The sequence below is a fragment of the Halomonas sp. HMF6819 genome, assembly GCF_044335525.1.
Lineage (GTDB): Bacteria > Pseudomonadota > Gammaproteobacteria > Pseudomonadales > Halomonadaceae > Vreelandella.
In genome coordinates, this window is sequence record NZ_JBIQVY010000004.1 from 209390 (window position 1) to 222698 (window position 13309).

Below are 13309 nucleotides of genomic sequence, written 5' to 3' on the forward strand. Positions count from 1 at the left end.
GAGCTTATAAAGTGGCGGGCAGGAGAGAGGCGGCATGGAACATCGTGAGCAGTGGCCGGGCCGGGAGGTACTGACGGGCGCGCGCCGCGTGGTGGTGAAAATCGGCAGCGCTCTGATCACCGACGACGGGCGGGGCCTCGATGACGTGGCCATCGGCGCTTGGGTCGATCAGATCGCCGCGCTCCACGCTCGCGGCATCGAGGTCGTGCTGGTCTCTTCCGGCGCGGTGGCGGCGGGCATGGTGCGCCTTGGCTGGCAGGCCCGGCCGAGCGCGGTACACGAACTCCAGGCCGCCGCCGCCGTGGGCCAGAACGGCCTGACCCAGTGCTACGAGCAGCACTTCGCCCGCCACGCCATGCTCACCGCCCAGATTCTGCTGACCCACGACGATCTCTCCGATCGCAAGCGCTATCTCAATGCGCTGTCGGCGCTGCGCACGCTGGTGGAGATGCGCGTGGTGCCGGTGGTCAACGAAAACGACACCGTGGTCACCGACGAGATCCGCTTTGGCGACAACGACACCTTGGGCGCTTTAGTGACAAACCTGCTGGAAGCCGACGCGCTGGTGCTGCTCACCGACCAGGAGGGGCTGTTCGACGCGGATCCGCGCCACGACCCTGGTGCCACCCTGATCAGCGAAGGCCGGGCCGACGATCCGAAGCTTGCCGCCGTGGCGGGCAGCGGCGGGGCGCTTGGGCGGGGCGGCATGAGCACCAAGGTACGCGCTGCCAAGCTCGCCGCGCGCTCTGGGGCGCTGACGATCATCGCCAGCGGCCGCCAGCCTGAGGTGATCACGCGCATCATGGCCGGCGAAGCGCTGGGCACGCTGCTCAAACCCGACCAGGCACCGATGGCGGCGCGCAAGCGCTGGCTCGCCGGCCAGCTCCAGGTGCGTGGCACGCTCACCCTCGATGCCGGCGCGGTGAACGTGCTGCGCGAGAAGGGCTCGAGCCTTCTGCCGGTAGGCGTGCGCCAGGTGCAGGGCAGCTTCAAGCGCGGCGATATGGTGCTCTGCGTGGACGAGCAGGGCGAGCGCGTCGCCAAGGGCCTGATCAACTACGGCGCCGACGAAGCGCGCCGGCTGGCCGGCAAGCCGAGCCACCAGATCGAGGCGATCCTCGGCTTCGTCGAGGCGCATGAGCTGATTCACCGCGATAACCTGGTCATCGTTTAGCCTCAAGCGCGCGTTTCGACCGGTAGCGGCACCTCCCGCGGCCAGGCGTCGGGCACGATGAACACGCGCTCGCTCGCGCCGTCGTCGGCTTTCAGCATCACCTGCTGGGGGCCGAAGCGCTCGATACACGCCTCGATCTGCGGCCACAGCGCCGCCGGCGGGTGAAACGCCGTCTCGACCGGCGGCGCCATCCAGAACGGCTTGGAAAGCCAGGCCAGCCGCACTTCTCCCGCGCTCTCCAAAAGCGCCGCCCACTCCTTTCGATGACACCACCGCCCACGCTCGTGCTGTGCGGTGGCGCCTCGTGGCGGGGGAAGCGCCCCGTGAAACGGGTAGAACAGCACCCCGGGCATGGCCACCTGATGAGTGATCTCGCCGATCTCGCCCGGGCAGTCGCGCGGGGTGAGCCAATGGCGCAGCGTATTGCGCGCAAGCGGGGTGGCGGAAAGCGGCAGCTGATGGGCGTGCAGGTGCGCGCACTTGCGCGCCAGGCTGTCGAGCCCGCCTGTGCCGATCCAGCGGTTAGGACTGTCCGGCGCGTCCGGGCCTTCATCAAGCCCTAGATAGAACTTGATCGCCACTTCCAAGTGTATGGGGGCGGGGTTGGCTTGCGTGCGGTAGAGCATATCCAGCTCGCCCAGGGTCTGGCGGCGCTCGCGAATCGCAATATTGTGCGCCAAAAGCCGGGTATTGGGGCTTTGGCCGAGCAGCAGATGCCACAGCGCCTCGTGGTAGTGGCCCATCCGCGTCACCCGCTTTTTCGACAGCGCCTGAATCGCCGGCTTTTGGCGCAAAAGCCAGCCCTGCTCGCCGTGCGTAAGCCCCAGCGCCGTGCGGCTCGGCCGGCCCGGGTAGCCCTTGAGCTCGACGATGTCCGGGGCGTCCAGAAGCCACGCCAGATCGCGCGCAATGGCGTCTTCGAGCGGGGCACTGAGCGCATCGAGAGGGCTTTGTGGCGGCATATCGGCGTTCCGGCGGCGTCTGCACGTTAGCGGTGAAATCGAAAAACGGCTGCTACGCTTAAGGGCGGTTAACGATCTCAACGGTCCATCGATGCAAAGGAGTGTATTTATGGCTCATTCGAAAAATAGCGGCAAAAGCAGCGCCAAGCGTAGCACCAAGGGTAAAAAGCAGGCGCCTTCGAAAAGTGCCGAGTCCAAAAACGCGGCCTCTTCCCACTCCGATGTTGAAGCCCAAGCGCTGACGCCGCAAACCGGCGCGGCGCTTTTCGACGACGCCCGCTCGCGCCTGGAAGAGGTGTTCGAGGCGCTGGATATTCACCACGACGCCCGCGCACGGCTGATGCAGCCGGCGATGTCGCTGCAGGTCAGCATTCCGGTGCGCATGGACGACGGCCGCCTGCAGGCGTTTCCCGCCTGGCGCGTGCAGTACGATATCTCCCTGGGGCCGGCCAAGGGCGGGGTGCGCTTTCACCCAAAGGCCAACCAGCACGAGGTCACCACGCTCAGCTTCTGGATGGCGGTGAAGTGCGCGGTGGCAGGGCTGCCGTTTGGCGGCGGCAAGGGCGGCGTTCAGGTCGATGCCAAGGCGCTTTCATCGCTTGAGCGCGAGCGCCTGGCGCGAGGCTACATTCGCGCCATCGCCGATGTGGTGGGGCCGGATCGCGACATTCCCGCGCCGGACATGAACACCGACGCCGAAGTGATGGGCTGGATGATCGACGAGTACGAGAACATCGTGCGCCGACGGGCACCGGCGGCGATCACGGGCAAGCCGCTGTCGCTTGGTGGCTCGCCGGGCCGGGTCGAGGCCACCGGCCGCGGCGCGCTGAAGGTGCTGGATCTCTGGGCGCAGCAAGCATCGCGCAAGCCCGAGGAAACCACCGTGGCGGTGCAAGGCTTTGGCAACGCGGCGTACCACTTCGCCCGCTTGGCCAGCGAGCGCGGCTATCAGGTGGTAGCGGCGTCCGACTCCAGCGGCGGCATCTACAAACCCAAGGGGCTCGATATCGACGCGGCCAAAAAGGCCAAGGAGAAGCATGGCGAGCTCGCCAAGTGTCGCCAGGGCGAGAGCCTCAAGGGTGAGGAGCTGTTGGCGCTCGAGGTCGACGTGCTGGCGCTGGCCGCCATGGAAAACCAGGTCACTGGCGATAACGTCGGCGAGATTCGCGCCGGGATGATCCTCGAGATCGCCAACGGCCCGGTCACCAGTGACGCCGACCGCGCGCTGGAAAGCCGCGGAATCGACGTGCTGCCGGACGTGCTGGCCAACACCGGCGGGGTGATCGTGAGCTACTTCGAGTGGCTACAAAATCGCGCGGGCCAGGCCTGGAGCGAAAAGGAGGTCAACCAGCGGTTGGACGAGATCCTCGACGATCAGGCCAATCGGGTACTCGAGCGCGCCCGCGACGAAAAGATCACCTACCGTCAGGCCGCGTATCGTCAGGGCGTCGAGCGCATCGCCGAGGCGATCATGGCGCGCGGCAACTGCCAGGACTGCCGCTAACCTGCGTCAGGGGCGGGCGTTTGCTTGCCCCTGGCAGGTGTTAGTTATTAGTCGCGGTCGATCTCGACCACATCAAAAGAGCCCTGACGCACGCTGATCTCGATGTCGCGGCCGTCGTCGGACTCGCCTTCGATATCGATGATGCCGCTGCGGCTGATATCGATTTCCTCGAACGCGGTCATGCCTTCCTGGCGGGCCATCTCGAACGCCTGGCGGATATCGTCCTCGCTCATGCCCCAAGCGCCGCTGACCAGCCGTTCGCGCTCTTCACTCAGGCTTTCGCCGCTATCGAGCGAGAACTCGACGTCGGCGAACCACTCCTCGTCGAGCCAGCCTTCGGCTTCGATACGGCGGCCGTCATCGACGCTGAGCTCTTCGAGATGGGTGAAGCCGTAGTTGGCGGTATAATTCAGCACCTCGTCCAGCCGCTCAAGTGGCAGGCGGTCGGCCTGGGCGGCGGTGGTGGCAACGAGCAGCAGGGCAGAGGCTGGCAATAGCACTGCTTTTTTCATCGGTGTCATGTCACACTCCCTTTCCAGTATAAAAACCTCGCAGGCTAGAAACCTCGCGGGACGAGCATTGAGCGTTCTCGCCAAGCCTTGCGAGGTGAGTCATGCCCTTTATAGCAGCGGCGCTCTTTCGCTAACCTGAAGGCGGCGTTCATGAAGCGTTCATCTCGAGTTTGGCATCCTGAGCCCATGAAACGATTTTCGTGGTTCTATCCAGCCTCTTTCTGCGCCGCGCTGCTGGTCGTGGCGACGTTTGCGTGGGCGAGCGCGTCCGACGCCGAGCCGCAATGGCGAGCGCTTCACGGCCAGGTACAGCGCGGTGAAACGGTGGGGCTGGAGTCGCTTCTGGACTGGCTGGAGGCGCGCTTCGAAGGCGAGGTGATCGAAATCGAAATGGAGCGCGACGACGGCGAGATCGAGTACGAAATCAAGATGCTCGGCCCCCAGGGCCAGGTGGTTGAGTTCGAGTTCGACGGCAGAAGCGGCCAGCTAATGAAAATCGAAGGCGTGCGGATCAACGAGATGCGCCGCGACGACGTCAAGGATGACCTGCGATGAAATGTTTACTCGTGGAAGACGACCAGGCGCTGGCCAGCGAGTTGGCCCAGGCGCTCAAGGATGGCGATTGGCTGGTGGAAGTCGCCGATACCGGCCAACAGGCAGATTTCCTGGTGCGCACCGAAGCTTATGACGCGCTGATTCTCGATGTCGGCCTGCCCGACGGCGACGGCACGCGCTGGCTAGGCGCCTGGCGCGACGACGGCATCGACCTGCCGGTGTTGATCCTTACCGCCCGCGAGCGCTGGGCGGACAAGGCCGCAGGCTTTTCCGCCGGCGCCGATGATTACGTCACCAAGCCTTTTGAGTCTGCCGAGGTGCTCTTTCGCCTGCGCGCGATCTTGCGCCGCACCCACGGCCACGCCCACCCGGTGATTCGCCTGGGCGAGCTGAGTCTGGACACGCACACCCAGCACGTGAGCCTCGCCGGGCGCCCGGTCAGCCTCACCGCTCAGGAGACGCGGCTTCTAAGCTATTTGATGCACGCCGCCCCGCGCGTGGTCAGCCGCGCCGAGCTCGCCGAGCACGTGTACGATCGCGACCAGGAGCCGGACTCCAACGTGATCGACGTGCAGATCAGCCGGCTGCGTCGCAAGCTCGGCGCCTGGCGCTTCGTCACCCTGAGAGGCCAGGGCTATCGCCTGCTGGCCGAGGCGCCGGATGCCTAGCCGCCGCGCGCGCCTTCGCGCCAGGCTAAGCCAGCGCTGGGCGCGCCGCTCGATCGCCACCCGGCTGCTGCTCGCCGCACTCTTGCTCGTGGGCCTGGCGCTGCCGCTGGCCGGGGCCTGGCTTGCGCACTACTACAAACGCGCCGCGGTCGACGCCTTTGATGAGCGGCTGGAGGCAACGCTGAACGTGGTGATAGCCGGCGTCACCTTCGACGCCGTCGCCAATACGCTTGATTACCCCAGCGCGCTGGGCGATGCGCGCTTCGATCAGGTCTTTTCCGGCTGGTACTGGCAGATCACCGACCAGAGCGAGCACCGCCTCGCTTCGCGCTCGCTGTGGGATCAGCGCCTGCCGGTCACCGATAGTCGGCGGGCCAGCGCGCGCAGCCTGAAAGGCCCGCGCGGCCAGCCGCTTCGCGTGGTCGAGCGCGACATCTACCTCGCCCCGCTCGAGACGCCGCTGCACGTCAGCGTCGCCGCCGATGAAAGCGCTCTTCAGGCGGAGATTCTTGGTTTTCAGCGGCTTCTTTGGCTGGGCACGCTGGCGCTGTCGGTGCTGCTGCTGGGCGTGCTGGCACTGCAGGTGCGCTTCGGGCTGGCGCCGCTTCGGCGTATGAACGCCAACCTGCGCGAGGTCGAAAAGGGCGCGGCGAGCCGCATGAATACCCGCCTGCCCGAGGAGCTTGCCACGCTGGCCACGTCGATGAACGCGGTGCTTGCCCGCGACCAGCGCCTGATCGAGCGCGGCCGCCACACCGCCGGCAATCTCGCCCACGCGCTGAAAACGCCGCTGAGCGTCATGCGCCTTCAGCTTAGCCAGCTGCCCGAGGCGCAGCGTGAGCGCTTCGACGTCGAGCTTTCACGCATCGACAGCGCCGTGCGCCACCACCTGGCCCGGGCGAGCGCCGCCGGCGACGGCCTGCATCTGGCGCCGATCGCGCTGGAAGAGGCGCTGGCCGGGCTGATCGAGGGGCTGGGCCGGCTGGCGGGGCGGCGTCAGGTCGCGCTGGAAACCCGCTGGCAGGTGCGCCCTCATGTGCGCATGGATCGTCAGGACGTGCAGGAAGTGGTGGGTAACCTGCTCGATAACGCCCTGCGCTGGGCCGAAAGCCGCGTGACGCTGTGTGTTCAGAGCCAGGGCGAGACCCTTCATCTGAGCGTGGCAGACGACGGCCCGGGCATGGACGAGGCGCAGTGCCAGGCGGCGCTCGAGCGCGGCAAGCGCCTCGACGAGCAGCGCTCGAACAGCGGCCTCGGGCTCTCCATCGTGGCGGATCTGGTGGCGCTCTATCAGGGCACGCTGACGCTCACCCGCGCCCAGGCCGGCGGGCTGCACGTGGCTGTTACGCTGCCGGTGGTGGCCCGTGGCTGAGCGTACCGAGCACGATATTTCTGGCGTGCTGGTCGGCCCGCTGCTGCGCCGGCTGAGCCCCACGCGGCTAACGCTGTGGCTGGTGAGCTCGCGCCCGCTCGAGATGACCCTGATACTCTTTCCCAACCAGCCGCGCGAGCGCGCTTTGGATGTGAGCGCGGCGCACACGCGCCTGCAAATCGGCCGCCACGCGCACATCTGCCTGATCGATGTAACGCTTGAGGCGCCGCTGCCGTGTGACGAGCGCATCGACTACGACCTTCGCGTGAAAACGCCGAATGGTACGGAGCGCGGCATTGCCGAGTGGGCGCCCTGGCTTTGCCATGACGGCCAGGCGTTTCCCGCCTTTGTACTCGCCTCACGCCACCACCGCTTGATGCACGGCTCGTGCCGCAAGCCTCACCACGAAAGCCCGGATGGGCTGGTGCGCGGCGACGTCTGGCTTGCCAAGCGCCAGGGCGAGGCCGAAGAGTGGCCGGCGTGGCTTTTGATGACCGGCGACCAGGTGTACGTCGACGACGTGGCGGGGCCGACGCTGCGCGCTATTCACGCGCTGATCGACCGGCTCGGGCTTTTCGACGAGCGCCTCGAGGGGGCCACGGTCGAGGATAGCCAAGCGCTCTACGCCGCACCGCAAACCTACTACCAGCGCGATCAGTTGCTGCCGGACGTGACCAGCAACGCCGCGCTTCGCGAGCGCTTTTTCGGCGGGGTGAAAAAGCCGGTGTTCACCTCGGCGAACGCCTCGAACCACCTGATGACGCTGGCCGAAATGCTCGCCATGTACTGCCTGGCGTGGTCGCCGACCCCTTGGACGCTGATCGACCCGACCGAGCCCGCCCTCGAGCCGAAGGATCAGGCCGCCTACCGTCAGGAGCAGGCGACGATGACGGCCTTCGTCGAAGGCCTACCGCAGTGTGCGCGGCTGTTGGCGCACCTGCCGAGCCTGATGATTTTCGATGATCATGACGTGACCGACGACTGGAATCTAACGGCGGACTGGGAGCGCTGCGCCTACGGGCACCCGTTCTCGAAGCGCATCATCGGCAACGCCCTGATCGCCTACCTGATTTGTCAGGGGTGGGGGAACGACCCGGACAAGCTCGCCCCGCTGATCAGTGAGGCCGGCGCGCTGCTGGCATCCGCCGATGACACGCTCAAGGCGCCGCGTCAGGATCGCTTCATTGCCACGCTTTTGCGCTTTCAGGGCTGGGAGTTTCACGTACCCGGTAAGCCTGCGCTGGTCGTGCTCGATACCCGCACCCGGCGCTGGCGCAGCGAGTTAAGCCCCAGGCGCCCCTCCGGGCTGATGGACTGGGAGGCGCTGATGGAGATGCAGCAGCAGCTTCTCGAGTGCCAAAGCGCAGTGATCGTCTCGCCCGCGCCGATGTTCGGGGTCAAGCTGATCGAAGGCGTGCAGAAGCTTTTCACCCTGGCAGGCAAGCCGCTGGTGGTTGACGCCGAAAACTGGATGGCCCACCGCGGGGCGGCCAACGTGCTGCTGCAGATCTGGCGCCACTCGAAAACGCCGGGCAACTACGTGATTTTGTCCGGCGACGTGCACTATTCTTTCGCCTATGACGTTTTCGTGCGCCGCCGCGAGCGCCCTCCGCACCTGTGGCAAATCACTTCCAGCGGCATCAAGAACACCTTCCCCAAACAGCTTTTGAACGTGTTCGATCGGCTCAATCGCTGGCTCTACGCGCCTTGGTCGCCGCTGAACTGGTTCACCAAACGGCGCAAGTTCGACGTCGTTCCGCGTGACCCGGTCGGCGCCAGTGCCGGCGAGCGTCTCTACAACGCCAGCGGGCTGGGGCTGGTGACGCTGGACCGCCAGGGCCGGCCGATGGATATTCGCCAGCTCGACGCCCGCGGTGGGGAAGTCCGCTTTCCGCCGCCCAAAAAGCCGACCTGACCACCGGGTTGTCATAAAAATGTCACCGCCATGACGCAGGATTTCGCGGATCGAATCTCATCCAAAAGGACCAGGGCTCAATGAGGTTTATCCGTACATCCCGTTCATAAGGCCTTTGGCATGACCGCGCAAGACGCTCAGTGGCTACATCTCATTCTCGAACGCGAAGACCTGAGCGTTCTTTTTCAACCCATCATGGACGCGAGCCAGCAGGCGATCTTTGGCTATGAGGCGCTGGTGCGCGGGCCAGAAGCGTCGCCGCTGCACTCGCCGCTGCGCCTGTTCGACGTGGCGACCCAGGCCGGGCTTCTGGTCGAACTCGATCTCTTGTGCCGACGTTTGGCGATTACCCGCTTTGCCGAGCTCGAACTTCCAGGCTTTCTGTTTCTCAACGTCATGCCGCTGACCATCGTCGAGCGTGACTTCCAGGAGGGGCTGACCCTTGGGTTCGTGCGCGAAAGCGCGCTGCCGCCGGAGCGGGTGGTGATCGAGCTCACCGAGCACGTGCCGATTCACGACTACGAGCTGATGCGCCAGGCGGTGGATCACTACCGCGACATGGGCTTTCAGGTGGCCCTCGACGACCTGGGCGCCGGGCACTCGAGCCTTCGCCACTGGGCGGAGCTGCGCCCGGATTTTGTCAAGCTCGACCGCCACTTCATCGCCGGAATCGACCAGGAGCCGGCCAAGCGCGAGTTTCTGCGCTCGATTCTGGACGTGGCGCGAAGCCTCGACTGCAAGCTGATCGCCGAGGGTATCGAAACCGCCGCCGAGCATCTGTGTCTTTGGGAGCTCGACCGCGGGCTCTCGCTCTTGCAGGGATTTTACTTTGCACGACCCAGCGCCACGCCGCCGCTTTCCCTTCATATGCAGCTACCCGCTGCCGGGCAGGCCAGTAGCGCCGGGCGTACCGCTCGCGCCATTTCGCGCCCGATCGATACCGTCGCGCCGCAGGATTCGGTGCTGGCGCTGGCCGAGCGTTTTCGTAACGTTCCCACGCTTCGCTGCGTGGCGGTGATCGACGGTGACCGACCGGTGGCGGTGGTGCGGCGAAGCGCCTTTTTGACCCTGTTTACCAACCCGTACAGCCACGCGCTCTACGCCAAGCGCCGGGTGATGGACGTGGCCGATACCCGTGCGCTGATCAGCGAGGCGGATACGCCGCTTGAGACGCTGAGCCAGGCGCTGACCGACCGTCACGACATCGACCAGGAAGATTTCGTGATCGTCGACCAGGGACGCTATCTGGGCATGGGCAGCATCGTCGATCTGCTGCGCGAGATCACCGCCATCCAGGTGCGCCAGGCGCGCCACGCCAACCCGCTCACCGGGCTCCCCGGCAACATTCTGATCAACGAGACGTTGAGTCAGGCGCTCGAGGCGCAAACGCCCTTCGCCGCCGCCTACGTTGATCTGGACAACTTCAAGGCATTCAACGACGCCTACGGCTACGCCCGGGGCGATCAGGTGATAATTGCGCTGTCCCGGCTTTTGCAGGCGCAGGTGGACAGCGCCGGCGGCTTCATCGGCCATATCGGTGGCGATGACTTCATGATGCTGCTGCCCATCGAGCACTGGGAGAGCGTGTGCCGCCAGATTCTCGACTCCTTTGGCGTGATGGCGCCGCAGTTCTATACCGAGAGCGATCGACAGCAGGGCGGGGTGCGGGTCGAAAACCGGCGGGGGGAGGCGGATTTTTTTCCCTGCGTGAGCGTGTCGATCGCCGTTCAGCCGGTGCTGGAGTCGACGCGCTATAAGGCGCTCGAGGTCGCAGCCAGGCTTTCCGAGCTCAAGCATCAGGCGAAGAAGATTCCCGGTAACAGCCTGTTCGTCGAACGCCGTGAGACCCACGGCTAAGTGTCATTTTGGTGTCATGTCAGTGTCGCGGGGCTGTCATCCGGCGCTGCCATGATAACGGCACTTCGAATAACGCTTAGGGGTTCACGATGACGCTCTCTTTTACCCGCACGCTTCTCAGCGCCGCTATCACGGGTGCTTTCGCGCTGACCACGCTTGGCGCCGCCGCCGATCTCTCCTCGCGCTACACTGATGACGATGGCGACATGGTCGCTGACGTGCCAAGCGACGAGTCCCAGTGGGTGGATCCGGACACGCTGGTCTTCGCCTATACGCCGGTGGAAGACCCGGCGGTGTACGCCGAGGTGTGGGCGGACTTTCTCGAGCACTTGAGCGAGGCCACTGGTAAGCAGGTGCAGTTCTTCCCGGTGCAGTCCAACGCCGCCCAGCAGGAGGCGCTGCGCGCCGGGCGTTTGCATATCGCCGGCTTCAACACCGGCGGCGTGCCGGTGGCGGTGAACTGCGGCGGGTTCCGTCCGTTCGCCATGATGGCCGCCGACGACGGCAGCTTCGGCTACGAGATGGAGATCATCACCTACCCGGGCAGCGGCATCGACTCCGTCGAGGATTTGGAAGGGCGCCAGCTGGCGTTCACTTCGGAAACCTCCAACTCCGGTTTCCGCGCACCCTTGGCGCTTCTGCGCTCCGAGTACGGGATGGAGGCGGGCGAGGACTTCGAAACCGCCTTCTCCGGCTCCCACGACAACTCGATTCTGGGCGTGGTCAACCAGGATTACGACGCCGCGGCGATCGCCAACTCGGTGGCTACGCGCATGATCGCCCGGGGCGTGGTCAACGAAGGCGATTTCGACGTCATCTATACCTCGCAAACCTTCCCGACCACCGGCTATGGCCTGGCGCACAACCTGAAACCCGAGCTTGCCCAGCAGATTGAGGACGCCTTTTTCAGCTATGACTGGGAAGGCACGCCGCTTGCGGCGGAGTTCGAAAACTCCGGCGAGGCGCAGTTCATCCCCATCACCTACGCCGATCACTGGTCGGTGATTCGCACCATCGCTGACGCCAACGACGTCACCTACGACTGCGACTGACCCCCGCGTTTTTCGAGACTTTTCGGCCGGAAGCAGCGCTTCCGGCCGACCGCCGTATTGACGAGGTACTTCCATGCTCACACTCGCAGGCGTTGGCAAACGCTACCCCACCGGCGATCGCGCGCTAAGCGATATCGAGCTGACCCTTCCCAAAGGGCAGGTGCTGGCGCTGATCGGCCCGTCGGGCGCGGGCAAGAGCACGCTGATTCGCTGCGTGAACCGGCTAGTGGAGCCGACTCAGGGCAGTATCCGATTGGGGGATCAGGAACTGACCACGCTTTCCGGCGCCGGGCTCAGGCGGGCGCGGCGCTCGATGGGCATGATCTTTCAGGAGTACGCGCTGGTCGACCGGCTCACGGTAATGGAGAACGTGCTCTCCGGGCGGCTGGGTTACGTCGGCTTCTGGCGAAGCTTTCTGCGCCGCTACCCTACGGATGCGGTACGTGAAGCGTTTCGCCTGCTCGAGCGGGTGGGACTCGCGCATGCCATCGACAAGCGCGCCGATGCGCTTTCCGGTGGCCAGCGCCAGCGGGTGGGCATCGCCCGGGCGCTGCTGCAGAGCCCAAGGCTTTTACTGGTCGACGAGCCCACGGCGAGCCTCGACCCGAAAACTTCGCGCCAGATCATGCGCCTGATTCGCGAGCTCTGCGCCGAGCGCGAGCTGGCCGCGATCATCAATATTCACGATGTGGCACTGGCTCAGCAGTTCGCCGACCGCATCGTCGGGCTCAACGCCGGGCGCATTGTCTTCGATGGTGCCCCGGGGGAGCTCACCGCCGAGACGCTCACCACCATCTACGGCGAGGAGGAGTGGGATACCCGTGACGGTGAACCGGATGAGTATGACGAGCCAGGCACCGCGCCGCGGGCTGAGGCGCCGACCCTGCGCGTGGCTACCTCATGAGGGCGAATAACCAGGCGCGGCTGAGCGCGGCGCGGCGCGGGCAGTGGCGAAAACCCGTCTTCATCGAGCGTCAATGGCTTCGCGTGGCGCTTGGCGTCGGCGCGCTAGCGTATCTCGCGCTGGCGCTCGGCTCCGTAGAGGTGAACTGGGCGCGGGTCGCCGAAGGGGCCGGGCGCGGGCTCAACTTTTTGGCGGCCTTTACTCACCCGGATTTTGTAAGCCGCCAGGGCGACATCCTCGCCGGTCTTTTGGAAAGTTTGACCATGACGCTCACCTCCACGGTGATCGGCGTGCTGCTCGCCATTCCCGTAGGGCTCGGGGCGGCGCGCAACGTGGCGCCGCTGCCGGTCTACGCGCTGTGCCGAGCGATCATCGCGGTGTCGCGTACCTTTCAGGAAATCATCATCGCGATTTTGTTCGTGGTGATGTTTGGCTTCGGGCCGCTGGCCGGCATGCTCACCCTGGCCTTCGCCACCGTCGGCTTCATGGCCAAGCTTTTGGCCGAGGACATCGAGGATCTGGACGCGCGCCAAGTCGAGGCGGTGCGCGCCACTGGCGCCGGCTGGTGGCAGGTGATGAACCACGCCGTCCAGCCCCAAGTGATGCCGCGGCTGATCGGGCTCTCCATGTACCGCCTCGACATCAACTTTCGTGAGTCGTCGGTGATCGGCATCGTCGGCGCCGGCGGCATCGGCGCTACGCTGAACACCTCGCTCAGCCGCTACGAGTACAGCACCTCGGCGGCGATTTTGTTGATCATCATCGCGATCGTGCTGGCCAGCGAATACGCCTCCAGCCACGTACGCCGCTTCACCCAATAGGCAGGAATCCCTG

12 protein-coding genes are annotated in these 13309 nt (G+C 65.5%); 10 read left to right on the forward strand and 2 right to left on the reverse strand.

Features of this window, described 5'->3' with window-relative positions; all coding sequences use genetic code 11:
- Positions 1 to 34 precede the first annotated feature (34 nt).
- Positions 35 to 1174: a glutamate 5-kinase gene (gene proB / locus ACGLWX_RS13270; protein ID WP_396240305.1), complete on the forward strand. Its 1140-nt coding sequence runs from the start codon at positions 35 to 37 to the stop codon at positions 1172 to 1174.
- A gap of 2 nt (positions 1175 to 1176) precedes the next feature.
- On the opposite strand, the gene ACGLWX_RS13275 is transcribed toward proB, so the two are convergent.
- Positions 1177 to 2136, reverse strand: coding sequence for a DUF1853 family protein (locus tag ACGLWX_RS13275; protein ID WP_396240307.1), 960 nt, complete (start codon positions 2134 to 2136; stop codon positions 1177 to 1179).
- A 109-nt stretch (positions 2137 to 2245) separates the two neighbouring features.
- Between ACGLWX_RS13275 and ACGLWX_RS13280 the strand changes: the two genes are divergently transcribed.
- A complete protein-coding gene (locus tag ACGLWX_RS13280; protein WP_396240309.1) occupies positions 2246 to 3640 on the forward strand; it encodes a Glu/Leu/Phe/Val dehydrogenase in 1395 nt (464 codons plus the stop codon).
- Between the two features lie 47 nt (positions 3641 to 3687).
- Here ACGLWX_RS13280 and ACGLWX_RS13285 read toward each other — a convergent pair whose 3' ends face one another.
- Entirely contained in the window at positions 3688 to 4161 is a 474-nt protein-coding gene (locus ACGLWX_RS13285; protein WP_252105964.1) for a PepSY domain-containing protein, read from the reverse strand.
- Between the two features lie 177 nt (positions 4162 to 4338).
- Here ACGLWX_RS13285 and ACGLWX_RS13290 point away from each other — a divergent pair, with 177 nt between their 5' ends.
- From ACGLWX_RS13290 to phnE, 8 genes are all read left to right on the forward strand, one after another.
- Positions 4339 to 4707, forward strand: coding sequence for a PepSY domain-containing protein (locus tag ACGLWX_RS13290; protein WP_396240311.1), 369 nt, complete (start codon positions 4339 to 4341; stop codon positions 4705 to 4707).
- Positions 4704 to 5375 (forward strand): response regulator transcription factor, encoded by a 672-nt coding sequence (locus tag ACGLWX_RS13295; protein WP_252105966.1) that lies wholly within the window; start codon positions 4704 to 4706, stop codon positions 5373 to 5375. Before ACGLWX_RS13290 ends, ACGLWX_RS13295 begins: the two co-directional genes overlap by 4 nt.
- Complete coding sequence (locus ACGLWX_RS13300; RefSeq protein WP_396240313.1) at positions 5368 to 6747, forward strand: sensor histidine kinase; 1380 nt, start codon at positions 5368 to 5370, stop codon at positions 6745 to 6747. The genes ACGLWX_RS13295 and ACGLWX_RS13300 overlap by 8 nt, the downstream gene beginning before the upstream one ends.
- Entirely contained in the window at positions 6740 to 8662 is a 1923-nt protein-coding gene (locus tag ACGLWX_RS13305; RefSeq protein WP_396240315.1) for an alkaline phosphatase D family protein, read from the forward strand. The genes ACGLWX_RS13300 and ACGLWX_RS13305 overlap by 8 nt, the downstream gene beginning before the upstream one ends.
- Positions 8663 to 8782: 120 nt before the next feature.
- Positions 8783 to 10519, forward strand: a complete 1737-nt coding sequence (locus ACGLWX_RS13310; RefSeq protein ID WP_396240317.1) for a bifunctional diguanylate cyclase/phosphodiesterase — start codon at positions 8783 to 8785, stop codon at positions 10517 to 10519.
- Between the two features lie 89 nt (positions 10520 to 10608).
- The gene (gene phnD, locus ACGLWX_RS13315) at positions 10609 to 11571 is read left to right on the forward strand and encodes a phosphate/phosphite/phosphonate ABC transporter substrate-binding protein (RefSeq protein WP_396240319.1); all 963 of its coding nucleotides are present in this window, start codon (positions 10609 to 10611) and stop codon (positions 11569 to 11571) included.
- Between the two features lie 73 nt (positions 11572 to 11644).
- A complete protein-coding gene (phnC, locus tag ACGLWX_RS13320; protein ID WP_396240321.1) occupies positions 11645 to 12475 on the forward strand; it encodes a phosphonate ABC transporter ATP-binding protein in 831 nt (276 codons plus the stop codon).
- A complete protein-coding gene (gene phnE / locus ACGLWX_RS13325; RefSeq protein ID WP_396240323.1) occupies positions 12472 to 13296 on the forward strand; it encodes a phosphonate ABC transporter, permease protein PhnE in 825 nt (274 codons plus the stop codon). The genes phnC and phnE overlap by 4 nt, the downstream gene beginning before the upstream one ends.
- Positions 13297 to 13309: the final 13 nt, after the last annotated feature.

Excerpts from the sequence above, each read along its gene's own strand:
- proB (WP_396240305.1), top strand. The coding sequence starts at position 35 with ATGGAACATCGTGAGCAGTGGCCGGGCCGGGAGGTACTGACGGGCGCG.
- ACGLWX_RS13275 (WP_396240307.1), bottom strand. The coding sequence starts at position 2,136 with ATGCCGCCACAAAGCCCTCTCGATGCGCTCAGTGCCCCGCTCGAAGAC.
- ACGLWX_RS13280 (WP_396240309.1), top strand. The coding sequence starts at position 2,246 with ATGGCTCATTCGAAAAATAGCGGCAAAAGCAGCGCCAAGCGTAGCACC.
- ACGLWX_RS13285 (WP_252105964.1), bottom strand. The coding sequence starts at position 4,161 with ATGACACCGATGAAAAAAGCAGTGCTATTGCCAGCCTCTGCCCTGCTG.
- ACGLWX_RS13290 (WP_396240311.1), top strand. The coding sequence starts at position 4,339 with ATGAAACGATTTTCGTGGTTCTATCCAGCCTCTTTCTGCGCCGCGCTG.
- ACGLWX_RS13295 (WP_252105966.1), top strand. The coding sequence starts at position 4,704 with ATGAAATGTTTACTCGTGGAAGACGACCAGGCGCTGGCCAGCGAGTTG.
- ACGLWX_RS13300 (WP_396240313.1), top strand. The coding sequence starts at position 5,368 with ATGCCTAGCCGCCGCGCGCGCCTTCGCGCCAGGCTAAGCCAGCGCTGG.
- ACGLWX_RS13310 (WP_396240317.1), top strand. The coding sequence starts at position 8,783 with ATGACCGCGCAAGACGCTCAGTGGCTACATCTCATTCTCGAACGCGAA.
- phnD (WP_396240319.1), top strand. The coding sequence starts at position 10,609 with ATGACGCTCTCTTTTACCCGCACGCTTCTCAGCGCCGCTATCACGGGT.
- phnC (WP_396240321.1), top strand. The coding sequence starts at position 11,645 with ATGCTCACACTCGCAGGCGTTGGCAAACGCTACCCCACCGGCGATCGC.
- phnE (WP_396240323.1), top strand. The coding sequence starts at position 12,472 with ATGAGGGCGAATAACCAGGCGCGGCTGAGCGCGGCGCGGCGCGGGCAG.